16 protein-coding genes are annotated in these 23,196 nt (G+C 57.8%); 11 read left to right on the top strand and 5 right to left on the bottom strand.

Features of this window, described 5'->3' with window-relative positions:
- Positions 1–7: 7 nt before the first annotated feature.
- The gene (locus ABIE61_RS10215) at positions 8–847 is read left to right on the top strand and encodes a sterol desaturase family protein (protein ID WP_354409142.1); all 840 of its coding nucleotides are present in this window, start codon (positions 8–10) and stop codon (positions 845–847) included.
- On the opposite strand, the gene ABIE61_RS10210 is transcribed toward ABIE61_RS10215, so the two are convergent.
- Positions 842–1,945, bottom strand: coding sequence for a tRNA-queuosine alpha-mannosyltransferase domain-containing protein (locus ABIE61_RS10210; protein WP_354409139.1), 1,104 nt, complete (start codon positions 1,943–1,945; stop codon positions 842–844). The genes ABIE61_RS10215 and ABIE61_RS10210 overlap by 6 nt on opposite strands.
- A 107-nt stretch (positions 1,946–2,052) precedes the next feature.
- Here ABIE61_RS10210 and ABIE61_RS10205 point away from each other — a divergent pair, with 107 nt between their 5' ends.
- The 6 genes from ABIE61_RS10205 (at position 2,053) to ABIE61_RS10180 (ending at position 12,843) form a co-directional block, all read left to right on the top strand.
- Complete coding sequence (locus ABIE61_RS10205) at positions 2,053–2,751, top strand: SDR family oxidoreductase (RefSeq protein ID WP_354409137.1); 699 nt, start codon at positions 2,053–2,055, stop codon at positions 2,749–2,751.
- 86 nt (positions 2,752–2,837) lie between these two features.
- Entirely contained in the window at positions 2,838–6,968 is a 4,131-nt protein-coding gene (locus ABIE61_RS10200; RefSeq protein WP_354409134.1) for an EAL domain-containing protein, read from the top strand.
- Between the two features lie 84 nt (positions 6,969–7,052).
- Positions 7,053–9,917, top strand: coding sequence for a bifunctional diguanylate cyclase/phosphodiesterase (locus ABIE61_RS10195; protein ID WP_354409131.1), 2,865 nt, complete (start codon positions 7,053–7,055; stop codon positions 9,915–9,917).
- Between the two features lie 128 nt (positions 9,918–10,045).
- Positions 10,046–11,185, top strand: a complete 1,140-nt coding sequence (locus ABIE61_RS10190) for a putative porin (RefSeq protein ID WP_354409129.1) — start codon at positions 10,046–10,048, stop codon at positions 11,183–11,185.
- Complete coding sequence (locus ABIE61_RS10185) at positions 11,169–12,077, top strand: metal ABC transporter substrate-binding protein (RefSeq protein ID WP_354409126.1); 909 nt, start codon at positions 11,169–11,171, stop codon at positions 12,075–12,077. The genes ABIE61_RS10190 and ABIE61_RS10185 overlap by 17 nt, the downstream gene beginning before the upstream one ends.
- Positions 12,067–12,843 (top strand): metal ABC transporter permease, encoded by a 777-nt coding sequence (locus ABIE61_RS10180; protein WP_354409123.1) that lies wholly within the window; start codon positions 12,067–12,069, stop codon positions 12,841–12,843. The genes ABIE61_RS10185 and ABIE61_RS10180 overlap by 11 nt, the downstream gene beginning before the upstream one ends.
- Here ABIE61_RS10180 and ABIE61_RS10175 read toward each other — a convergent pair.
- Genes ABIE61_RS10175 through ABIE61_RS10160 form a run of 4 tightly spaced genes read right to left on the bottom strand, consistent with a single transcriptional unit; the run spans position 12,804 to position 15,887 of the window.
- Positions 12,804–13,373 carry a DUF3299 domain-containing protein gene (locus ABIE61_RS10175; protein ID WP_354409121.1) on the bottom strand — a complete coding sequence of 190 codons (570 nt, stop codon included), beginning with the start codon at positions 13,371–13,373 and terminating at the stop codon, positions 12,804–12,806. The genes ABIE61_RS10180 and ABIE61_RS10175 overlap by 40 nt on opposite strands.
- 11 nt (positions 13,374–13,384) lie before the next feature.
- Positions 13,385–14,641: an ABC transporter permease gene (locus tag ABIE61_RS10170; RefSeq protein ID WP_354409118.1), complete on the bottom strand. Its 1,257-nt coding sequence runs from the start codon at positions 14,639–14,641 to the stop codon at positions 13,385–13,387.
- Entirely contained in the window at positions 14,641–15,324 is a 684-nt protein-coding gene (locus ABIE61_RS10165) for an ATP-binding cassette domain-containing protein (RefSeq protein WP_354409115.1), read from the bottom strand. The genes ABIE61_RS10170 and ABIE61_RS10165 overlap by 1 nt, the downstream gene beginning before the upstream one ends.
- Entirely contained in the window at positions 15,321–15,887 is a 567-nt protein-coding gene (locus tag ABIE61_RS10160; RefSeq protein ID WP_354409113.1) for a ZrgA family zinc uptake protein, read from the bottom strand. Before ABIE61_RS10160 ends, ABIE61_RS10165 begins: the two co-directional genes overlap by 4 nt.
- 256 nt (positions 15,888–16,143) lie before the next feature.
- Here ABIE61_RS10160 and ABIE61_RS10155 point away from each other — a divergent pair, with 256 nt between their 5' ends.
- From ABIE61_RS10155 to ABIE61_RS10140, 4 genes are all read left to right on the top strand, one after another.
- On the top strand, positions 16,144–17,460 hold the full coding sequence (locus tag ABIE61_RS10155) for a methyl-accepting chemotaxis protein (RefSeq protein WP_354409110.1): 1,317 nt from the start codon (positions 16,144–16,146) through the stop codon (positions 17,458–17,460).
- An 84-nt stretch (positions 17,461–17,544) separates the two neighbouring features.
- Positions 17,545–20,187 (top strand): GAF domain-containing protein, encoded by a 2,643-nt coding sequence (locus ABIE61_RS10150; protein WP_354409107.1) that lies wholly within the window; start codon positions 17,545–17,547, stop codon positions 20,185–20,187.
- Positions 20,184–21,920 (top strand): GGDEF/EAL domain-containing response regulator, encoded by a 1,737-nt coding sequence (locus ABIE61_RS10145; protein WP_354409104.1) that lies wholly within the window; start codon positions 20,184–20,186, stop codon positions 21,918–21,920. The genes ABIE61_RS10150 and ABIE61_RS10145 overlap by 4 nt, the downstream gene beginning before the upstream one ends.
- A 19-nt stretch (positions 21,921–21,939) precedes the next feature.
- Positions 21,940–23,196, top strand: a complete 1,257-nt coding sequence (locus ABIE61_RS10140) for a DUF2254 domain-containing protein (RefSeq protein ID WP_354409102.1) — start codon at positions 21,940–21,942, stop codon at positions 23,194–23,196.

The raw sequence follows: 23,196 nt of genomic DNA, 5'->3' as shown, positions 1-23,196 counted from the left end.
GAAATGAATGACCTTTGAAGTCTGGTTACGGCTGTCGGCTTTTCTGTGGGTGCTGCTGTTGTGTGCCCTGTTCGAGCGGCGCATGCCAAGGCGCAGCTGGCGTTTTCCCAAACGCTCACGCTGGCTGACCAACCTGACCCTGACCCTGCTGAATACCGTATTGGCCCGACTGACGCTGGGTGCGTTTGCCATCACCGCCGCTATCTGGGCCGGTGATCAGGACATCGGATTGTTCAATCAGGTTGCCGCCCCCCAGTGGCTGATTCTGCTGACCGGGGTTGTGGTGCTGGATGCGGCGGTCTGGCTGCAGCATCGGGTCACCCATCGGGTGCCGTTGCTGTGGCGGCTGCACCGAGTGCACCATACCGACCCGGAGCTGGATGTGACCACGGCGCTGCGTTTTCATCCGGTGGAGATCGGTTTGTCATTGCTGTGGAAGGCGTTGGTGGTGATTCTGCTGGGGCTGACACCGGCCGCAGTGATTCTTTTTGAGTTGTTGCTGAGCATTTCAGCCATTTTCACCCATGCCAACCTGCGCCTGCCTGCAGGGCTCGATCGGCGCCTGCGTTGGCTGATCTGCACCCCGGATATGCACCGCATCCATCACTCGGTATATCAGCCGGAAACCGACAGCAACTACGGCTTTTTTCTGTCGATCTGGGATCGCGCCTTTGGCTCCTATCGCCACCAGCCCGCCGATGGGGTCGAACAGATGCGGCTGGGGCTGCTGGAATTTACCGAACCGCGTGAGCTGACGCTGGGACACTTGTTGCTTCAGCCTTTGAAAAACATCAAGCGGATCAACGATAACGGGCCGTTTGAAAAGCCGGATCGGCCCGTGTCATAGAGACGGTGAGCCGCCTTGGGTCAGGGTTTCAATGACCCGACCCCAGCTCGCCTTCAGGGCAGGCCAGCCAAGATGTTCTACATCAGGTGCCTTGATCGGCTCGCCGCGGTGTTTGGAGGCCGAAAGCTCGGCCAGCATTCGGGCCAGTGCCGCGGTTTCCTCCTGCTCGGCATAGCGATATTCGGCTGCAAACAGTTCACGGTAGGCCAGTCGATCCGGCACCACCGGGCGACAGCCTGCCGCGACCGCTTCCAAAACAGCAATGCCCTGAAAATCGTGCAACGCGGTCGACAGCACCACGTCAGAGCGTTGCAGCAACCGACGATAGGCTTCGGTACTCTCGATGTGCCCCCAGCACCCCAGCTGCCCGCCGGATTCAAGTCGCTGTTTCAGTTGATCGAACACTGGAGGCACCCGGCGAAACTGCTGCCCGACCACATGCAGGCGAAAATCGACGTGATCGGTCTGCAGGCGCTCCACTGCGGCCAGCAACAATTCGGGGCCCTTGTCGAACTCCCAGCGGTGATTCCAGACGATCTCCAGTGGGCCTTCAACCGGTGCGGCAGGCAGGAATACCTGCTCGGGCAGAGGAACGTGCAGCACCTCCGAGCGAGCTCGTATCTGCTCCACCAGGCCGGGAGGAACCTGATCGGGCAGCTTGCGCAGCAGTCGGTCAGCACCCTCCAGCAAGGTGTCTCGGTTGTAGCCGGAATTGAACAGCACGCGATCGGCACAGAGCGCGTTATAGAGATTCAGTATCAGGGGCTCGACACTTTGATGCTCATGCCCGGACGCGGGGTAGGCAAACTGATTTTCGTGGAAATAGATCACGCAGGGCGTCTGAGCCAGTGACGGAACAAAGCCACGCAGGCTGGTCAGGTCCACCATCGAGGTGGCAATGATCAGGTCATAGGGTTGTTGCAGACGTTCCCTTTCGCCGAAGGCCCAGCTCAGGCTGTTGCCGCGAATGCGCCAGCTGAAATAACGCGCGGGCAGGCTCAGTACCGTCCAGTCATGTTCGGGCAGAGCATTCACCAGCCCCTTGCGCCAGTACTGATGACTGACCGCATCGTAGGCTGACAGCAGAAGAATCCGCATCTCGGTATCCAGGCAGAAAAAGAAACGCATTGTGCCAGAGGGGTCCGAACTTGTCAGACCGTGATCGGCCTGCTTGACTGAAGGTAGATGTTTCAAGGAGAGCACAGATGGCCAGAACAGTTTTGATTACCGGTTGCAATCGTGGTCTGGGGCTTGAGTTCGCCTATCAATATGCACGGGATGGCTGGCAGGTACATGCCTGTGCGCGGGATCTGGTGCATGCCGAGGCACTGCAGGCGCTGGAGGCGCGCTTTCCCGAGCAAATAAGTCTGCACACACTGGATGTAAACAAGGACGGTCAGATCAAGGCGCTGGACCGCGTGCTGGAGAACACCACCATCGACCTGCTGATCAATAATGCAGGTTATTACGGTCCCAAGGGTGTGGCGTTTGGCACCCTGGAGCGTGAGCTTTGGCGACAGGTACTTGAAACCAATACGCTTAGCCCATTGATGCTGACGCAGGCGCTGTATCCGCGCATTGCGGCCAGTGAGCTGAAAACAGTGGCATTTCTCAGCAGTAAGGTTGGCAGTATTGCCGACAACACTTCAGGTGGCGGTTACTACTACCGCAGCTCCAAAACCGCACTGAACCAGATAGTGCGCAGCCTGTCCATCGACTTGGCGGGGGCCGGGGTAAAAGTGGTTGCATTGCATCCGGGCTGGGCCCAAACCGATATGGGGGGCAGTAATGCACTGATTACGCCAGAAGAGAGCGTCAGCGCCCTGCGCGCCTTGCTGACCGGACTTGAACCCGAGCAGAGCGGACAGTTCCTCAATTACGATGGCAGCCTGATCCCCTGGTAGTTTTAATTGTACCGGCCTGATTGCCACGGTTGTGCCTGACGGGTAGATTTGATTCTCAATGCTTTTGGGCCGGGAAAGATGACAGGATGCTGCTTTCAACCTTGCGATCACCACTGATACTGTCGCTGCTTTATGCCGTATTGGGCGTATTGTGGATTTTGTTCAGTGATCAGTGGTTAGGCTATCTGGCCGTCGATATCGAGCGTTTTGCCGAAGTCAGTCGCTACAAGGGTGTTGCGTTTGTCCTGGTCAGTGCCGGCCTGATATTTCTGGCATTGACGCGCTATGCGGCCGACAGGTCCGATTTACCCTCCCGATCCGGTCATCAACATCAGGTGGTGTTGGCATTCATCGTGTTACTGCTTGTTGTCCCTCTGCTTGGGGTGTCCGTGACCCGGCTTCATGGGCCGGAGCTGCAGCAGCGCGAACTGGAGCAGCTGAGTCATCGAGCGGACCAGAAGCGGGATCAGATTCGGCAGTGGTTGGAGCAGGGCAGCCGCGAGCTGGGTGCCCTTGAAAGCCTGTTGGAAACCGGTGCGGGCCATCTTGCACCGGAATCGGAGCGGTTTGCGCAGATGCAGCAGGCCGTCTCGGATCTGGTGCTGGGGCTGGGTTTTGCCGGTGCCCGTATCAGCCTGCCGGGACAGGATGCCATGCAGTTGGGTGCGGCCCCCGAGGCCTCGACCGACAGCCCTGCACTAAGACCCTTCCGTATCACTCAGCGAGACTGGCTGCAGCTGATGCAGGATCAGAGCGGGCAGCTGTGGGTACGGCTTGCCCGCCCCAGCCACGGTGATCGCATCGCGCTGGAGCTTTTCGCACCGTTCGAAAGTGCGTTGCAGCCGCTGTTGTCCGACTGGCTGCTCAGTCATGACACACTGGAGCTGCAATTGTTGCAGGCCAGAGGTGACAGCGCCGTCTATCTGTCACCGCTCAAATTTACCGATGCTGCCCCGGCCACTCAGGCTCTGCCGCTGTTCAATCAGGATGTGGTGGCCGTGATGGCGGTCGCGTCCGGCAATTCGGGTGAGGCCGTCGGCAAGGATTATCGGGGTGTTTCGGTGTTGTCAGCCTACCGGCAGATACCGGACACGCCCTGGACTCTGGTGGTGGAGCGTGATCTGGAGGAGGTGCTGGCACCACTTGACACCCTGCTGCAGTGGATTCTGCTGATCGGCATGCTGTTCATGCTGGTGGTGGGCGTTGTGCTGCTGCTGTTCTGGCGCCAGCAGCGGCTGCAACTCAGCCTGCAGGCGCGGGCAGAACTGGATGCCAGAGACCGTATTCTGCAGCGCTTCTACGAGTTGCCCCTGATCGGCATGGGCATCTATGACCCGCTGGCCAAACGCTGGGTAAGGGTTAACGACGAACTGGTGCGGCTGCTGGGGTATCCGCGAGAACAACTGATGGCCATGGACTGGCGCGAGCTGACCCCGCCAAAGGTGCTTGAAGAAGAGGAGTATCTTTACCAGGCGGTGCTGGAAGGCATCAGGGATGGTTACCAGATGGAAAAGCAGCTGCGACATGCGGCAGGGCATCTGGTGGAGATAAAACTGGATGTACAGATGGAGCGCGAAAGCGACGGTGGCTGGATGCTGGCAATGATGCAGGATATTTCGCAGCAGAAGCACAGCGAAGCGCTGATTCAGCGTCAGGCCAATCTGTACAACATGCTGTCGCAGACCAACCAGATGATTGTGCGCCGCCATGCACCGGATCGGATCTTCCAGAGTGCCTGTGACATTGCCGTGCGTTTTGGCAAGCTGCGATTTGCCTGGATCGCTCAGGTCGATGACAAGGGGCAACTCAAGCCTCTTGCCAGTGCAGGGCTCGGCGGTGAAAGCCTGCCAATGTTGATACAACTCTGCCGCAACTACCCCGAACAGGGGCTGACCATGGCGGCCATCCGTCAGGGTGAGCGGATGCTGGCCAACAATGTTTTTGCCGACCCCCGTTTTCAACCCTGGTATCAGCTGGCGCGACGGCATGATATCCATGCCGCCATAGTGTTGCCGATCACGGATGATCGCGGCGCGATGAAAGTGATGACCCTCTATGCCAGTGAACCGGACTTTTTCAGTGACGAGGTGGTGGATACACTGGATGAACTGAGCCACGACATCAGCTTTGCCCTCGCCAACTACTTTCGTGATCAGGCGCTTGAAAGTGCCAACCAAGTGATCAATGCCAGCCCCGTGGTGCTGATGCGCTGGGACAACAAGGAGGGCTGGCCGGTGACCTATGTCTCTGACAACGTGCGGCTCTGGGGGATTGAGCCGGCCACCCTGATGGCCGGCGAGTTCAACTACGAGCAACTGATTCATCCCGATGACCGCGCGACCATCGCGGCGGAAGTGGCCGGTCACTTGAAACGGCACGAGAACGAATATCAGCAGTTGTATCGATTGCAGCTTGGCAATGGTGATGTGATCTGGGTGGAAGACCATACCCATGTGCAGCGGGACCTGCGGGGCAATATTCTGCACATAGAGGGCGTATTGACCGATGTTACCGAGCGTCAGCAACAGGAAGCGCGTCTGGAACGTGCTTCGGCGGTACTGGACAGCACCCGTGAGGCGGTCGTTGTGACCGATGCACAGCAGCGCATCATTCAGATCAACCCGGCCTTTGGCGAAATGTTCGGCTGGTCCGAGCAGGAGCTGAACGGCAAGACACCGCACCAGTTTGCATCCGGGCAGCACGATCAGGCGTTTTACCGCCACATGTGGCAGTCGCTGGATGAATCCGGCCACTGGCAGGGCGAAATCATGAGCCGCAGACGCAATGGCGAAGTCTTTCCGGCCCTGCTCAGCATCAGTGTGGTACGCGACCCGCGTGCGGAGATCAGCCATTACGTCGGTGTGTACACCGACCTGAGTCGACTCAGAGAAAGTGAATCGCGGCTGGAATATCAAGCGCTGCACGACCCGCTGACCGGGCTGCCCAACCGGCAGATGCTGTTCACCCAGCTGGAGCATTGCATTCAGTACAATCGCCGTCACACGCGAGTTTCGGCGCTGCTGATGATTGATCTGGACAACTTCAAGGATGTGAATGACAGCTTTGGTCACTTGATGGGTGACCAGCTGCTGCAGCAGGCGGCCAAACGGCTGAAGCTGCGCCTGCGCGAAGAGGATATGCTGTTCCGCCTGGGCGGGGATGAGTTTGCCGTGCTGCTGGACGATGTGGGCAGTGGCGGCGATGCGGCCAACGTAGCCCTGAGCCTGATTCGACAGTTTGACGGCAGCTTTACCCTGAGTGACGGGGTGGAGGTCCGTATCGGTGCCAGCATCGGCATCAGTCTTGTCACTCAGGTGCGGCAGAAGCCCGAGGATCTGCTGCAGCAGGCCGATGCCGCCCTGTTCAGGGCCAAGGAGCGGCGCGGCAGTCTGAGTTTCTACAGTGATGACCTGACACAGGCGGCGCGGCAGCGAATAGAGCTGGAGCAAAGGCTTGGCAGGGCGATCGAGGCCAATGAGCTCAGGCTGTACTACCAGCCGCAGTGGTCGCTTGAAAGTGGTGAAATCACTGGGGTTGAGGCCCTTGTACGCTGGGAAGATCCGGAGCGGGGACTGATCTCGCCGGCCGAGTTTATCTCGCTGGCCGAGCAGACCGTGCTGATTGACCATATCGGCCGCTGGATACTCAATGAAGCCTGTGACCAGATCGCACGCTGGCAGGCGGCAGGGCTGCAGATTCCGCGCGTGGCGGTCAATGTATCGCCGCAGCAGCTGCGCTATCACAGCCTGCCCGATGAGGTGGCCAAGGCACTGGAGCGCACCGGCATTGCGCCTGAGCTGCTGGAGCTTGAGCTGACCGAGGGCGCGCTGATGGCACCCAATCTGGAACCGGTGTCGATGCTCGGAGAATTGCGTAGCCTCGGTGTACGCCTGGCCATTGATGACTTTGGTACCGGATACTCGTCACTGGCCTATCTGAAGCGTTTCCCGCTGGATCTGCTCAAGATCGACAAGTCATTTACCGATGATCTGCTGGAAAGCGATGAGGCCCGCGCCATCGTTGAAACCATTATTGTACTGGGGCACAAGCTGGGTCTGAGGGTGCTGGCGGAAGGCGTCGAACTGGAAACCCAGCGCGCCCTGCTGGAGGAGTTGGGCTGTCATCAGTATCAGGGCTATCTGGGCAGCCGACCGTTGCCGGTGGCCGAACTGGAGTCGCTGCTTAAACAGGATGGCCCTGATCTGCAACAAACCTGAGGGATTCAACCTGTCGGCTTTTGATGTATGATCGATCAGACGTTTAATACTCGGGCTTCAATCGCCTGACCTGCAGGGAGTGCAGTGGATACTGTGAATTCATCTGCCGTGTGTCACAGCTCCGGTCGAGTCGTCAGCAATCTGTTGCTGGCGCTGGCTTATCTCATGCTGGGTCTGAGTTTTTCCGCTACCGGCCTGCATGATCAGATCGTGCCTCTGTGGCTTCCGGCCGGGCTCGCGCTTGCGGTCGTGCTGCGTCATGGCTTCTCCCTGTTGCCGGGGGTTTGGCTCGGCAGTCTGTCGGTCAACCTGATTCTGCCTAACGGCTGGGTGCTGCCGGAACAGACCCACCTGCTGACAGCACTGGTGATTGCCACCGGGGCCAGTGTACAAACGGCGCTGGCCGCCTGGCTGATTGATCGCCTGAAAATTGACCCGCTGGTGCCTGCCCGCGAGCATTGGATGCTGCGCTATCTGCTCTTTGCCGGTGTCCTGACCTGTACCATCAATGCAACCCTGGGAACGCTGGCGGTTACCTATATCAATCAATCCGGCGGCAGCCTCGGTCTGATGCTGGATTGGGTCAGCTGGTGGCTGGGGGACAGCTTCGGAACCGTGTTCGGTACGCCATTGTTTCTGTCCCTGCTGCCGGCGACTCGCGCAGACAGCGCCCCTCGGCGCTGGATACTGTCGATCCGGCTGTTGGGTACGCTGCTGGCGCTGGTGGTGATCAATCAATATTACCTGGCACACCTTTCCAGCCTGCTGGAGCGCAGTTTTCGTCAGGACGTTCAACTCATCGATGCACGCATACAGGCAACCATCCAACAGAATCTGCGTGATCTGACCCGTCTGGAGCAGCAAATTGCGAGCCGACCCGATCTGACAGCGCAGGAGTTTCGTGATCTGGTATCGGCACGGATGCAGAACAATCCCGCCTTGCGCGCCTACTCCTGGGACCCGTTGGTGCCGCGCTCCGAACGCGAGGCCTTCGAGCAGCGCACGCGTGAATTGCTGGGTGATCCCGACTACGCCATTTATGGCGAATCTCCCCCGTCCGAACAGGTACTGATTCCGGTGCAGTTTGTCGAGCCGCTGGAACAAAACAGAGCTGCGCTGGGGTTTAATCTGTATTCGCTGGAAGACCGCCGCTGCTGGGTGCTGCAGGCCCAGACGCGGGGTCAGGCCGTTGCTACCGGTATCCTGAACCTGACCCAGGCACCGGATGAGCCGGGACTGTTGATCCTGCAGCCGGTCTATCGCCAGATGGGGTCGGAACTGCTGCAGAGTCGGCGCGAATTGCTGGGCTTTATTGTCGGCGTGTTTACGGTTGATCAGTTTTTCGAAGCCGCGCTGCAGGAATCGGGCATCCGGCATATCAATCTGCGTGCCGCAGAGCGCTTCGGGGAAACCTTTTATGACCGCGTCAGTCCTGTAGCGGAGCCGGTGCGGTTGAGTCAGATCTTCCCGCTGCTGCTGGCGCAGCAGGAGTGGCAGGTAGAAGCGGTGGCCGGGCCGGATTATCTGGCGGATCACCCGATCAGTCAGGCACTTTACCTGCAGGTGTTGTTGGTAGGAATAGGGGCTCTGGCTTCGCTGCTGATTGTCTCCATGTACAACCGCGAGCGACTGCTGGTGGCGCAGGTGCAGCAGCAGACCCGGGATCTGGCCTGGCAGGCGCGTCATGATGATCTGACCGAGCTGCCTAACCGCACGCGGATGCAGGAATTGCTGACCCAGTGGCTGCAGAATCCGGAACGTCCTTTTGCCCTGCTGTTTATTGACCTGGATCGCTTCAAACTGATCAATGACAGCCTGGGGCATCAGGTAGGTGACCGCCTGTTGCAGGTCTTGGCACAACAGATGCGGGCTGAAACACCCGAGGATTGCGAGTTGTTCCGTATGGGCGGTGATGAATTCATTCTGCTGGTGCCGGGCGAAGCCAAGCGCGGCATTGCCGAGGCTCAGCGCCTGCTGCTGATAGCCGGACGCTCGTACACCGTGGGCGAGCACAGCCTGCAACTGACTGCCAGTATCGGCATCAGTCTCTGTCCAGCCCACGGGCGTGATGCCAACAGCTTGATCAAGCATGCCGATACCGCGATGTACCGCGCCAAATCCCGTGGCAAGGACCGCTATGAGCTGTATTCGGAACAGCTGACCTCGGATGCGATGCACAGCTTCTCGGTGGAACAGGATCTGCGTCAGGCCCTGCAGGAAGAGCAGTTGGTGCTGCACTATCAGCCCCAGTTTCGCCTCAGTGATGGCGGCCTTTGCGGTCTGGAAGCTCTGGTGCGCTGGCAGCATCCGCAAAGAGGATTGCTGGGGCCGGATCAGTTCATTCCACTGGCGGAAGAAACCCAGCTGATCGTACCCCTGGGCTGGCAGGTCATTGATCAGGCCTGCCGTCAGTTGGCGCACTGGCTGGAGCAGGGGTTTGACGTACCTCTGGTCGCCATCAATATCTCGCCGCAGCAATTGTTGCAGGCCGACTTCATTGCGCGGCTGAATGCGCTGGTAGACGGCTTTGGTCTGGAGCGGCGTCGAATCGAGCTGGAAATCACCGAATCAATGATTCAGCAGGACCCCGACTTCGTGATTCAGCAACTGCAGCGGCTGCGCCTGTCGGGCTACCACCTGGCGCTGGATGACTTCGGTACCGGCTTCTCATCGCTGGATCGACTCAAGTATCTGCCGTTGAATCGACTCAAGATCGACAAGAGCTTCACCCGCGACATCGGCCGCAACCCCAAGGATGAAGCGGTTATCCTGACGGTCATTGCACTGGGTCGCAGTCTGGGGGTTGAAGTGCTGGCGGAAGGGGTCGAGACCGAAAAACAGCATGATTTCCTGAAAGCTCACCAGTGCAACAGCATGCAGGGCTTTTTGAAGGGCAAGCCGGTACCGGCAGAGTTGGTCAGTCTGTCCAGAAGGTCGCAGTTCGCCTGATTCATTCCCAACTTGTAGATTTCATGGTTTGAGCCGCTGAGCTTATTACGATTGGATGATATTGTTATGTTATAACAAAAGTTATAGTATTCCGCTCCCATTCATTCAACGTACTAAAGCTGTTAACCATGAAAATGAAGTCCACTCTGTTACGTACACTCCCCTTGGCTGTTTTTCTGGCCGGCGCGGCTCAGGCCGAGCTGTCTGCCCCCGAAATCAGTTTGACGATCGATGCCTATCACAAGTCTCATGACAATGCGCTTGGCGGACGCGCCGAAGGCTGGGGGCTGAGTCATACCGAGCTGGCGGTCAAGCAGCAGTTCGGCAACCTGATGACCGGTAAGCTGACCGCGGTGATGGAGTCCAACAAGCACGAGACTGACTTCAGCATTGAAGAAGCATACCTGCAGACGCTGTCGCTGCCGGCTGGCCTGACGCTGCGTGGCGGTCGTTTTCTCTCCGATATCGGCTATCTGAATGGACAGCATCCCCATGCCGACAGCTTTGTCGAGCGTCCGTTGCTGTATCGGGCGTTTCTGGGCGGTCACTACTATGATGACGGTCTGGGCCTGAGTCTGGTCATGCCGACCGACCTGTACTGGCGTATCAGTGCCGAAGCCTTTGACGGTGACAAACTGGCTGAAACCGACAGCGGTCGTACCATTGGCACCTGGGCCCTGTCCACCACCCTGGGCGGCGATCTGAGTGACTCGCAAAGCTGGCAAGCAGGCGTGAGCTATCTGCGCAATCGTACCCTGGCCGAAGAGGAACATGATCACCATCATCATCATGATGAGCATGATCATGAGGGGCACAGCCATGGGGCCGAATACACCGGCAAACATCTGTACCTGGCGGATCTGGTGTGGAAGTGGGCGCCGCAGGGCAACAATCGCAACCAGCAGCTGACACTGTCAGCCGAGTATGCCCGCGTAACCGACCCGAACGAACATGCCGGCAACAATGAATATCACGAGGGCTGGTACGGCTCTGCCGTGTACCGCTTTGCACCTCAGTGGAGTGCCGGTCTGCGCCATGGCCGAGTCGATGTGCAGATGGGTCATGGCGATCACTTCCATGAAGGCTCATTGGAAGAAACAGCCGTGATGTTGGCCTGGAATCCGACCCATACCCAGACGCTGCGACTGCAGTACACCAACCAGAATGTACGCAAGGACTGGCGCGATACCTTTGCTGCGGAGTCCGATGACGTGCTGACCCTGCAGTACATCATCAGCTTTGGAGCGCACGATGCGCATTCGTTCTAAGCTGACCGGTCTGGCGCTGGCGGCGGCACTTGTGCCGCTGCCGGCTCAGGCGCTCGAGATCTTTGCCTGTGAGCCCGAATGGGCTGCTCTGGCACAGGCGCTGGCTCCCGAGGCGCGTATCAGCAGCGCTACGCATGTGTTTCAGGACCCGCACTATATAGAAGCACGGCCCAGCCTGATCGCCCGCTTGCGGCGCGCCGATCTTGCGGTTTGCAGTGGTGCCTCGCTTGAAGCGGGCTGGTTGCCTGCGCTGCAACAGCGGGCAGCCAATCCAAAAGTGCAACCCGGGCGTGCGGGCATGCTGTTCGCAGCGGAGCAGGTTGAAACCATCGATCAGCTCGACCATGTGCCCTTTGCTGCCGGTGATGTTCATCCTGAAGGCAACCCGCATCTTCATCTGGACCCCGAGCGTTTGCGCCAGGTTGCTGCAGTACTGAGCAGTCGTTTGGGGCAGGCTGACCCTGACAGGGCTGCACAATACCGTGCAGCCTATCTGCGCTGGTCATTGCACTGGCAACAGCGGATGGAGCAGTGGCAGGAGCGTGCAGCGCCTTTGCGTGGCCATACTCTGATTGTTCAGCATAGTACCTTTGATTATTTCTGGCGCTGGCTGGGGCTTGAAGTGATTGCGGACCTGGAGCCCAAACCGGGCGTTCCGCCGACCCCCGGACACCTGGCATCACTGGTGGAGCGGGTCAGCGGCGAGCAGCCGCTGGCGATCGTACACAGCTGGTATCAGGATCCGAAAAGTGCACACTGGCTGGCTGAGAAAACCGGTTTGCCGGTGTTGGGCCTGCTATCCACAACGGCACCCGAACGCGGTATCGAAACGCTGGAGCAGCTGTTCGATCATCTGCTGACGCAATTGCTGGAGCAGGTGAGTGAATCCTGAGCTGGGTCTGTTGCTGCTGCCGTTGACTGCCGGCCTGCTGGTTCTGCTTACTCACCTTCCCCTGGGTGAGCAGGTTCTCAGGCGCGGGATTCTGTTTATTGATCTGGCGGTGGCGCAACTGGCGGCCCTGGGTGCCTTGCTGGCACAGCAATGGTGGCCGGGGCTGGCCTGGGCATCCCTGCTGGGCGGAACCGCTCTGGCTGTGCTGGGTGCGGGTCTGGTAGGCCTGCTGGCAAGGCGCTTTCCACAACAGCGAGAGGCCGTCATCGGTCTGCTGTACGCCGGAGCGGCCTGCGTTTTGTTGCTGCTGCTGGCATCTGATCCACATGCGGGCCATCTGCTGGCAAGCAGCCTCAATGGCGATATTCTCTGGGTCAGCGGGTCTGATCTGCTGCCACTTGCTGCCATTACGCTGCTGTTCTGGCTGTTGCAGTGGCTGCGGCCTGACTGGCTGGGCGGGACGTTGTTTTATCCGGTTTTCGCCCTGTTGGTCAGCCTCTCGGTCCCGCTGCTGGGGGTTTATCTGGTGTTCGTAACCCTGATAGCACCCGCGCTGGTGGCACAGTTGGCCGGCGGACGGTGGGCCGCCCTGTGCAGCGGGCTTTCAGGCTATCTGGCGGGGCTGGCCTTGGCCTGGGCGCTGGACTGGCCGGCCGGGGCTACGGTTGTGCTGAGTCTGCTGCTGGTCAGTGTGTGCTGGTTGACCGTTTACATACTCTGGCGCACTTATTCGGGCCAACCCTCGGCATCTTCCGGTAACTCATAAGGCTGAATGCGGAAGGCTTCCAGTCGGTAGCCTGCCGTTCCCATCTCGTGACTGAACACCTCAGTGGTGATGCGGCCGCTGATCAGTACTGCATCGTACAGGCTTTCAACCCGTGTGCCGGGCTGATAATGCACGTCGATAATCTGATTGGAGGGTGGCGGTGGCACATGGATGCAGGCGCCAAAGTAGGGCACCAGAAAGAAGCGGTCGACGACATCGCCCACGCCTTCCAGCGGCACCACAAAACCGGGGATGCTGATCATGCGTCCGTCCATCTCGCCCACCACTGGTGCCGATGCCAGCACCTGCATCATCCGGTCCATCATCTGTTGCGCCTGCGGGCTGTAGTCATCCAGCAGATCCAGCTCGGGGCTGTTGAACAACTCTTCCAGCGACAGGCCATAGTCCTCCGGCATCAGGTCATCCCAGTTCACCTCGGGCGCTGCCTCGCCGTTGATGATGATCTCATCAGCGGCCTGAACCGGTTGCAGCCATAGCAGGCCCAGCAGCAGGGCGGTGGTTACACGCATCGGATACTCCATCAGTTTCGTCGAATCAGGCTTTTCGCCAGTGCCATGCGGTAGGCCATAAGCGAGGGGATCAGTCCGCTGAGCAGGCCCAGCAGCAAAACGGCACCACTGAGCAGCCACTGCTCGGATGATAGACCTGTCAGAGCCAACCTCAAACCAAAACGTTCCAGCAGCGGTTGCTCAAGCAAATGCAGGCCACCCCAAAGCAGCAGCAGGCCCAACACCATGCCGCTCAAGGTCAGCAGCAGGCTTTCGGTCAACAGCAGACCGGCGATGCGCAGCGGTGATGCACCCAGCGCGCGCAGTACGGCGATTTCATGCCGACGTTGCTGTACCCCACTGAGCAGAACCGCCAACATGCCACACAGACCGATCAATAGCGCGGCACCGGATACGGCCAGCAGTGCCTTTTCAGCCACGCTGACTACCTGCCAGAGTTCCTGCAATGCCACCCCCGGCAGCACTGCCGTCAGCGGATCATCGCGGCGGGTGTTCAGCTCGCGCTGCAGATGAAAGGTTTGCAACCGGGATTCAAGCCCGACCAGCGCAGCCGTTACCTCACGTGGGGTCAGGTTGCGCTCACGGGCCTGATCCGGTGTGACCTGCATTCCGGGCAGGGGGATACCGGCGCGCCAGCCAAGGTGTACGGCTTCAAGCCCTTCCAGAGACACCAGCAGCGCACGATCCAGCGGCGTGCCACTGGCCGCCAGAATGCCGCTGACCTTGAATGGCATGTTGTCATGCTGCTTGAAGCTGGTGTTGCCGGCGCCATGAGCGATGATCAGCGCGTCACCCAGACCGTAGCCCAGCTCCCGTGCCACTTCGGCTCCCAGCACCACCGAAAACAGGTCATCCAGTGGTCCGCCCTGCGCAAACTCAAGCGGTTGTTTGGCGCCGTAGCGGTAATGTTCAAACAGGCTGTTGTGAGTGCCGACAACACGGTAGCCGCGGTGCGAGTCGCCCAGTGACAGCGGGATGGTCCAGGCGATGCGGGGGTCATCACGCAGGGCTTCGTAACTGCTCCAGCGGATATTGCTGGTCGCTGAGCCGATGTGGAATACGGAGTAGAGCAGCAGCTGCACCGGCCCGGAGCGAGCACCGACAATCAGATCGGTACCGGAGACAGTATCGAAAAAACTTAATCGGCTTTGTTCACGAATCTGCTGTACACCCAGCAACAGTGCAGTGCTCAGCGCCAGTGTAAACAGGGTCAGCAGTGCGCTGGCACGACGGCTCGCCAAGCTGCGCAGCGCCAGTCGAATCAACATCAAAGCGTGCTCCCAAGGTCAAGGTGGCGTGAAAAGTAGTGTGCAAGGCTCGGGTCGTGGCTGACCAGCAATAGGGTGGTCTCACTCTGAGCCAGCTCATCGAGCAGCAGCTGCATGAAGCGGTCGCGGCTGGCGCCATCCAGTGCCGAGGTGGGTTCATCGGCGATGATCAGATCGGGTGAGCCGATCAGAGCCCGCGCCGCGGCAACACGCTGCTGCTGACCAATGGACAGCTCTGCCACGGCGCGGCGATCAAACAGCTCCGTTGGCAGTTGCAGCTGTGCCAGCAGGCGCTTCGCTTCCGCTTCTACACTGCCGCTGCGCTGAATTGCCGCCGAGCGGCGTTTTGCGGAGAGGGAGCAGGGCAGGCTGACGTTATCGGTCAGGTTCAGGTAGGGCAGCAGGTTGAATTGCTGGAACAGAACCCCTATCCGATCGGCACGCAAGCGATCGCGGCGGCGCTCGGACAGTCGTCCCAGCGCGTGTTCGGCAACCCTGATTTCGCCTTCAACGCCGGTCAAGACACCCGCAAGCAGGTTCAGCAGGGTGCTTTTTCCACTGCCGGAAGGGCCTTGAATGAACAGGTGCTCACCGGCTGCCAATTGCAATTGCGGAATCTCCAACACCGGGGCTTGTCCGGGCCAGGCAAAACGCAGGTTGTCGATACTTATGATCGGTTTCATGGCAGCTCAAGCAGGGTTTCGCCCTGACGCAGTTGGCTCAGGTGCTGTCCTGATGGCGTGATCAACTGAACATCCAGTCGCTCGATCCCCGGATAGTGCTGCATCAAGGGTAATTCCAGTTGATTCAATTGTGCCGGGTCTGCGCACAGATAGTGATACTCCACCATCAGATCGGCATGTGCCTGGTGCTCATCATCCGCACTGTGATTGTGGTGGTCGTGGGAATGCGAGTGCCCGTGCCCGTCATGAGTATCCGTTTCGGTGAAGGGTTGGTGCAATGCGACCTTGCTCAGGCTGCAATCGGCTGCAGCCGGGAGTTGCAGCAGATGCCCGGCCTGCTGCAGTTGCTGCTGCAGCCTGGCCCAGTCAGCCTGCTCCTGTTCCGACACCGGACGATGCTCAAACCCGATCAGGTTGGCCAGGGGCGAGCGTACTGACACGGCGAGCATGGGAGGGTCCAGCACCAGATCAAGCTGGGCAACACCGTGTTGGTGTACGCCGGCTGCAACAGCCGTCTGCAGCGGGAGCAGGGCGCATAACAGCAGGGGGGGAATAAGTCGCATCTTGGCCTCCGGAAAGCATCTGTCAAAAATTAAACGTTATTTTATAACATGATTGGGTGCACTCAACGGCTCCTGAGACAAGAAACGACACAAAAAGATCAGCCGCCGCAGCAAAAAAACTGCTCTGAAGTAAACATAATTTAATGTAGCGATGATCTATCTTTATTCCTCTGCTGTATAAGCGGGTGAGAGTTTGCAGCCACGCGTCCAACACCGTCTGGTTGTTCGGCACGATCCCATCCCCCGAGGTTACAACATGCTGTTCAATCGCTATAAATCAGCCCTGCTCAAGGCCGAGGCTCAGAACGCCCGCCAGCAGGAAACCCTGAGTGCACTGAACCGACACATGGCGTTGATCGAGTTTTCGCCTCAGGGCGAAATTCTTGATGTCAGTGCCCCCTTCTGCAAGGTGATGAGCTATGACCGCGAACAACTGATCGGACAGCATCACCGTATTTTCTGCAGCGAGCAATACAGCGGCAGCACGGCCTACCGGGGGTTTTGGCAGAGCCTGGCTCGGGGCGAAGGCTGCAGTGATCGCTTTCAGCGCTTCAAGGCGTCCGGTGATGAGGTCTGGCTGGAAGCGAGCTATATCCCCGTGCGCAATGCAGCGGGTCAGGTGGTGCGCGTTGTCAAAATAGCGGCGGATGTGACCGATGATGTCAAACGGGAGCAGGAACGGACAAGTATTCTGGGCGCCATCGACCGCTCCATGGCGATTATCGAATTCAATCTTGATGGCAACATCATCAAGGTGAATCGCAACTTCGTCAACACTATGGGCTACAGTGAAAAGGAGCTGATTGGACAGCATCATCGCCTGTTCTGTGACGCCGATTATGCTGCCGGCGAGGCCTACCGTGACTTCTGGCGCAAGCTGAACCGTGGTGAATTCATATCGGATCGTTTCCGGCGCTACGACAAGGCGGGGCGGGAGGTATGGCTTCGCGCCAGTTATAACCCGTTGTTCGATGCGACCGGAAAGCTCTACGGTGTGGTCAAGATCGCTTCTGATGTGACCGATCAGGTGGAGCAGCAAAAGGCGGAGCAGCGGGCAGCGCGGATGGCGCTCGAAATTGCAGCCGAAACCGACAACAATGCTGCACAAGGCGCGGATATCGTCAGCGCGACCGTCAGCATGGTGCAGGGAATCGCCAGCGGACTCAATACGGCTGCAGAAGAAATAGGAGCGCTGAGTCACCAGTCAGACGAGATCGGCAGCATTGTCCATGTGATTCAGGGAATAGCCGAGCAGACCAACCTGCTGGCCCTGAACGCCGCAATAGAAGCCGCGCGTGCAGGCGAAGCGGGGCGCGGCTTTGCCGTCGTGGCAGATGAAGTGCGCAAGCTGGCATCCCGTACTCACGATGCGACTGAAGAGATCAAGCGTGTCGTGGCGCAGAATGGCACGCTGTCGCAAAAAGCGGTAGCCCATATGAGTGGCAGTCGTGATCAGGTTGAGGCCGGTGTAATCAAGGCCGAGCAGGCTGGACAGATGATGCAGGGGATTCGTGCCGATGCCCGGCGCGTGGTGGAGGCTATCGGGCAGTTTTCAGATACTTTAAGCGGCTGATGTTGTTCAAAGACAGTAAGTGCAGGCTGCCGTATAATCCAGTCCAGTGATTTCTGCAGATTTTGACAATGGAGTGGAGGCAGTATGACGGCCCCTCTGATACCGGATAACGAGAACCAGCGCCTTGCGGAGCTGTATGATTTAAATCTGTTGGATACAGCGCGTGATACGTCGTTCGACAGTCTGACCCAACTTGCTGCCGAGCTGTTTGATGTTCCCATTGCGCTGGTGTCTCTAGTGGACAGAGATCGGCAGTGGTTCAAGTCTACCTATGGCCTCTGTTCTGCCGAGACCAGCCGGGATGTGTCGTTTTGCAGCCATGTAGTGTACAACCAGTCTCCTTTGGTCGTGCAGGATGCGCGCCAGGACCCCAGGTTTGCCGACAATCCGCTGGTCACCGGTGAGCCTCACATCCGTTTTTATGCGGGCATGCCGATTCACTCCTCTTCGGGGTTTGTACTGGGAACCCTGTGTCTGATTGATACCCGTCCCGGAGACTTTGATGCTGCATCCCTTGAGCGCCTGAGGCTGTTGGCCAATCAAGTCGAGCAGCTGATCAGTCTGCATCAGCATACACACTCGCTTGCTGAGGATGCGGACAGTAACCGTGCGGTTTCGGCCCGCTATCAGGCCATTATTCAGGGTGCAGCCGCTGGCGTAGTGCGCATTAATGGGAGTGGCACCATGCTTGAGGTCAACCGATTTGTGTGCGACATGCTCGGCTACCCTGAAAGTGAATTGCTGGGCAGAAATGTCAAAATGTTGATGCCACAATCGGTCGCTTTGGCCCATGACGGCTTCTTGCATGCCTACCAGACAACCGGTGATGCCAAGGTCATTGGCAAGGGGCGAGAGGTCGAGGCACAGCATAAAACAGGAGAACTCATCCCGGTTCACCTGGCGGTCAGCGAAGTACAGCTCGGTACAAAAACTGATGATCATGAACGGCGTCACTTTATCGGCATCCTGTCCGATCTGCGTGATGTCCATGCTGCGCGCAAGCGTGAGCAGAAAGAGCGTGCTTTGCTTGAAGTCTTACATCAGGGCTTGACCGACTACCGGGCGTTGGTATCCGGAAATACGCTGTGGCGCTTTTTGAAAGAGGCTTTGAAGGAGCTCACACAGAGTGAATATGCACTCATCGGTGAGGTCGTTACTCAGGATGACAAGCCGGCACTTAAAATCCATGCCATAACTGATTTGTCCTGGAATGATGAGTCGCGGCGTTTGATGGAGCTTTTGGTCAGTGGCGACATGATGCTGGGTAATCCGCATACCATGCTGGGCCGGGTATTTGCTGGCGGTGAAACCGTGTTGAGCAACGATATGCTGCATGATGAGCGTAACGGGCACTTGCCACAGGGGCATCCGGTGTTGACTCGCTACCTGGGTGTGCCGATCATTGATCGTGGGCAGTTGATTGGCATGTATGCCATTGCCAACGCCCAACACGATTACGATGAAGCCTTGGTCGAATGGCTGAAACCCTTTACCTCGACCTGTGCCTTGTTGATCAATTTGCACCGCCAATTGCGTGAGCAGGAGCGTTTTACCGAAGAGTTGAGGCTTGCCAAAGAACAGGCCGAAACAGCCAGTCAGGCCAAGACGGACTTCCTTTCCTCCATGAGTCATGAGTTGCGCACACCTTTGAACTCAATCCTTGGGTTTGCGCAGTTGCTTGAAAACAGCCGTACCCCTTTGCCGGAGCGCCAGAGGCGTCAGGCGCAGCAGATTATTCGCAGTGGTCGACATCTTTTGGAACTGATCAATGAAGTGTTGGATCTGGCCCGTATAGAGTCTGGCAACATGCAGGTCTCTCTTGAATCCGTCCGGGCGCAGGATGTACTTCAGGATGCAATCGAGATTATCAGACCTCTGGCAGACGAGCGTAACCTCAGTCTTAATCTACCGGATGTGGGGCAGTGTGACGTTTGTATTTTGGGTGACTATACCCGCGTGAAACAGGTGCTGATCAACCTGCTCAGTAATGCTGTTAAATACAACCGTGATGGTGGTTCCATCAGCCTTTACTGTGTGCCCGATGACGGGGTGTACCGCATCACGATATCCGACACGGGCCATGGTATACCGGAATCGCGTCTGGATGAGTTGTTTCAGCCCTTCAATCGCCTGGGGGCTGAATCTGGCAGTATCGAGGGGACCGGGGTAGGCCTGGCCTTGACCCGTAAAGTGGTAGGTTTGATGAATGGTCAGATGGGCGTTGTCAGCCGAGAAGGAGAAGGCAGTGATTTCTGGTTTGAGTTGCCGCTGTGTGCCGGCCATGAGGTGGCATCGACCGAAGATGAGCCATCCATGGTATCGAGGGAAATAACGGAACCTGTTCGCTATCAACATGTGCTGTACATAGAAGATAATCCTGCCAATCAACGTTTGATGCAGGATCTGTTTCATGATTTGCCAGACGTGCAGTTGACCTGTGTTATGGATGCCGAGCAGGGGCTGGAGTTGGCCTTTTCAGAATCACCGGACTTGATCCTGATGGATATTGACCTGCCTGGCATGAATGGTTTTGCTGCCCAGCAGATTCTGGCTCGAAACCCCATGACCCGAAACATTCCAGTGCTTGCCATATCGGCTGCAGCCTCCTCATCCAATCGGCGCCGTGCGCGCGAAGCTGGTTTCGTCGACTATTTGACAAAACCCTTTGATATTCAGGCTCTGGTCGATCAGGTGCGGCATATTCTGTCACAAGGAGAGTCACATTGAGTCTTGCAACCCCGCTGCATATCGATGCTGATATTCTGGTAGTGGATGATAATACCGCCAATGTGGAGTTGCTGCTGGCGCTGCTGGAAGATGAAGGTTACAGCCGGGTAGAAGGCCTCTGTGACCCCAGAAAAGTTGAAGCGCGGGTCGGAAATCGTTGCCCCGATCTTGTTCTGCTGGATGTGCGCATGCCGTATTTGAGCGGTTTTGATGTGATGCAGCAGCTCAATACGATGGGTGAACAGGCTCCGGCCGTGATTATTCTGACAGCCCAGATTGACGATGAAACCCGCTATCGCGCACTTGAACTGGGTGCCCGCGACTTTCTGACCAAGCCCTTTGACCATCTGGAAGTGTTACAGCGGATCAATAATACCCTGCAGTTACAGAAATTGATGACCGAACGGCTGGAGCGGGCCAGTCAGCTTGAACACCTCGTTCAGGAACGGACTCAGGAGCTGGCGCGCAAAGCCCGGCAGGAACCATTGACCGGCCTGCCCAACCGGCGTGCCCTGCGTGAAGTGCTGCAGCAGCAGATTGATGCGCAAAGTGAAACCATCGTCATGTTTCTGGCGATTGAGGGTGTGGACGAGATTGCCCGCATCCACGGGTTCTCGGTTGCGGATCAATTGGCGGCCAAACTGGCACAACGGCTTCAAGCCTTGCCTGAGCTGAACGGCGCAACCTTGGGCGTCTGGAACAGTACCGAATGGGCGTTGCTTGCACGCTGTGTCAGCTCTGATGCAGCCGTTGACCCTGTTGCACAGTCGGTTTTGCGTTGTTTTGAGCAGCCGTTCGAGGTCGAACAGATGTCTCTGCATCCGGGTGTAAGGATAGGTGTCAGCGCCTCCTTGCCCGGACGCAGTGTGGATCAGCTGTTTCGCATGGCCGCACTGGCACTCCCGCCGGCATCAGGACAGTGGCGCGGCTATGATGATCAGCTGGAGCAACAGTTGCAGCGGCGCACAGGAATGCGCAACGCACTGCGCTCAGCCATAGAAAAACAAGAGCTGCAGTTGGCATTTCAGCCCAAAATTGATCTTCAAACCAACCGGATATGCGGTGTGGAAGCGCTTCTGCGCTGGGAAAATCCTGATTATGGACGGGTGTCACCGGCAGAATTCATCCCCCTGGCCGAAGCCAGTGGTGAAATCATCCCTATTGGTGCATGGGTCGCGGAAGAAGCCGTGGCTGCGCTTATGCGTTGGCGTACTCGGGAACAGGTCGATAATCGTTTTTCAATTGCGATCAATGTTGCTCCGCTGCAGCTCGCCCAACCTGATTTTGCCGACTGGCTGATGCAGCTCGCATCGGCTGCCGGTTTGCCATCAGGCTGTCTGGAAATAGAAGTAACCGAGTCCGGTCTGATGCAGGATATGGAGCTTGCGCTGAGACAGCTGCAGGCCCTGAGCAGCGCAGGTTTCAACGTGGCGATTGATGACTTTGGTACCGGCTACTCTTCACTGGCATATCTGAAAAAACTGCCAGTGTCGGTACTCAAAATCGATCGGGCGTTTATCCGTGAGCTGGAAACCAGTGTGCAGGACCAAAAGCTGACGGAAACCGTGATCGCCATGGCCGCTCATTTCGGTTTCTTGGCAGTTGCCGAGGGCGTCGAGGATGAGGCTCAATTGGAGCTGCTGCGGAAGATGGGCTGCAATCAGGTACAGGGGTTCTATTTTGCACCGCCATTGAAGGAGTCGGCTTTGATGAGAATGTTGAGCGCGACATAAACTTTGAGAGGTTGCGGACATGCAAAGCAAGGGACGTTATCTTTGGCTGCTGCAAAACGCCTTGAAAAAAATCTGGGTACGAGTTGCAGGCTTCGCGCTGCTGGCCATTGTTTCACTTGTGATAGCGCGTGTGTTCTCGGGCCGGCTACCTGTTGAATTGACTCAGCGCTCCGGCGCGGCTGTCGTTGAAGATCTTTTGACCATTTTAGCCTCCTCCATGTTGGCTGTAACGACCTTCTCATTATCCATCGCAGTTTCAGCGTTCGCTTCAGCGGCAAGTTCAGCGACGCCTCGTGCCACGGCACTGTTACAGGAAGACAACACGACCCAGAACGTATTGGCCACATTCATAGGATCGTTTTTGTTTAGCCTGCTTGGTCTGATCGCCCTGAGTGCGGGTTTGTATGACGAATCAAGCCGAGCTGTACTGTTTGCGTTTACCATTGCGGTCATCGTATGGGTAATTGTTGCACTGATTCGTTGGACAAATCACCTGATGAGTTTTGGGAGAATGGGGGACACTCTTGGGCGGGTGGAAAAGGCGGCCACCAAGTCTCTTGCGGCGCGCATTGATAACCCATACCTGGGAGGAAGGCCCTTTCTCAACGCTCTGCCACAGGGGCAACAGGTCTGTGCTACTGAGGCAGGCTATGTACAGCACATTGATATGCCAGCACTGCAGAGTATTGCAGATAATGCGGGTACAAAAATTTACCTGTGCCAACTGCCCGGTCATTTTGTCTATCCCGGCAAGCCGCTCATGGTCGTCACGGGCACTCAGCTGGTCAGCGAGGCCGTTTCAGAGGCCTGCAGCGCGGTCGTCGTGGGTGCGGTGCGTACCTTTGAGGATGACCCTCGATTCGGCTTGATCGTCATGGCTGAAATAGCCAGCCGCTCCCTCTCGCCGGCAGTCAATGATCCGGGTACCGCGATTGACGTTGTTGGACGCCTGCTCAGAGTACTCTCTCTCTGGTCTGAGAGAAACGAACCTGAACCCGGTTTTCCGGATATCCATGTGCCTGTTGTATCCGTGAATGATCTGGTGACCGATGCCTTCAGGCCCATCGCCAGAGATGGGGCGGCACTGGTTGAAGTGCAGTGCCGCTTGATCAAGGCTCTGTTGGCATTGAAGTCGCAGGCCCCGGATGTGTTTGGGGAGGCGGTAAATGACATGCTTGCCTACATCCTTGATCGGATGAATGCGGCAGGTGTTGCTCCTGACGATATGGACGAGGTCATCAAGATTGATGGGGTGGTTCAACTGTCTGACAGTTAA

Origin of the sequence: Marinobacterium sp. MBR-111, assembly GCF_040547585.1 — a bacterium.
Classification (GTDB): domain Bacteria; phylum Pseudomonadota; class Gammaproteobacteria; order Pseudomonadales; family Balneatricaceae; genus Marinobacterium; species Marinobacterium iners.
This window is presented reverse-complemented; position numbering and strand designations above follow the sequence as displayed.

Excerpts from the sequence above, each read along its gene's own strand:
- ABIE61_RS10155 (WP_354409110.1), top strand. The coding sequence starts at position 16,144 with ATGCTGTTCAATCGCTATAAATCAGCCCTGCTCAAGGCCGAGGCTCAG.
- ABIE61_RS10170 (WP_354409118.1), bottom strand. The coding sequence starts at position 14,641 with ATGTTGATTCGACTGGCGCTGCGCAGCTTGGCGAGCCGTCGTGCCAGC.
- ABIE61_RS10185 (WP_354409126.1), top strand. The coding sequence starts at position 11,169 with ATGCGCATTCGTTCTAAGCTGACCGGTCTGGCGCTGGCGGCGGCACTT.
- ABIE61_RS10190 (WP_354409129.1), top strand. The coding sequence starts at position 10,046 with ATGAAAATGAAGTCCACTCTGTTACGTACACTCCCCTTGGCTGTTTTT.
- ABIE61_RS10150 (WP_354409107.1), top strand. The coding sequence starts at position 17,545 with ATGACGGCCCCTCTGATACCGGATAACGAGAACCAGCGCCTTGCGGAG.
- ABIE61_RS10205 (WP_354409137.1), top strand. The coding sequence starts at position 2,053 with ATGGCCAGAACAGTTTTGATTACCGGTTGCAATCGTGGTCTGGGGCTT.
- ABIE61_RS10215 (WP_354409142.1), top strand. The coding sequence starts at position 8 with ATGACCTTTGAAGTCTGGTTACGGCTGTCGGCTTTTCTGTGGGTGCTG.
- ABIE61_RS10210 (WP_354409139.1), bottom strand. The coding sequence starts at position 1,945 with ATGCGGATTCTTCTGCTGTCAGCCTACGATGCGGTCAGTCATCAGTAC.
- ABIE61_RS10175 (WP_354409121.1), bottom strand. The coding sequence starts at position 13,373 with ATGCGTGTAACCACCGCCCTGCTGCTGGGCCTGCTATGGCTGCAACCG.
- ABIE61_RS10140 (WP_354409102.1), top strand. The coding sequence starts at position 21,940 with ATGCAAAGCAAGGGACGTTATCTTTGGCTGCTGCAAAACGCCTTGAAA.
- ABIE61_RS10200 (WP_354409134.1), top strand. The coding sequence starts at position 2,838 with ATGCTGCTTTCAACCTTGCGATCACCACTGATACTGTCGCTGCTTTAT.
- ABIE61_RS10165 (WP_354409115.1), bottom strand. The coding sequence starts at position 15,324 with ATGAAACCGATCATAAGTATCGACAACCTGCGTTTTGCCTGGCCCGGA.
- ABIE61_RS10160 (WP_354409113.1), bottom strand. The coding sequence starts at position 15,887 with ATGCGACTTATTCCCCCCCTGCTGTTATGCGCCCTGCTCCCGCTGCAG.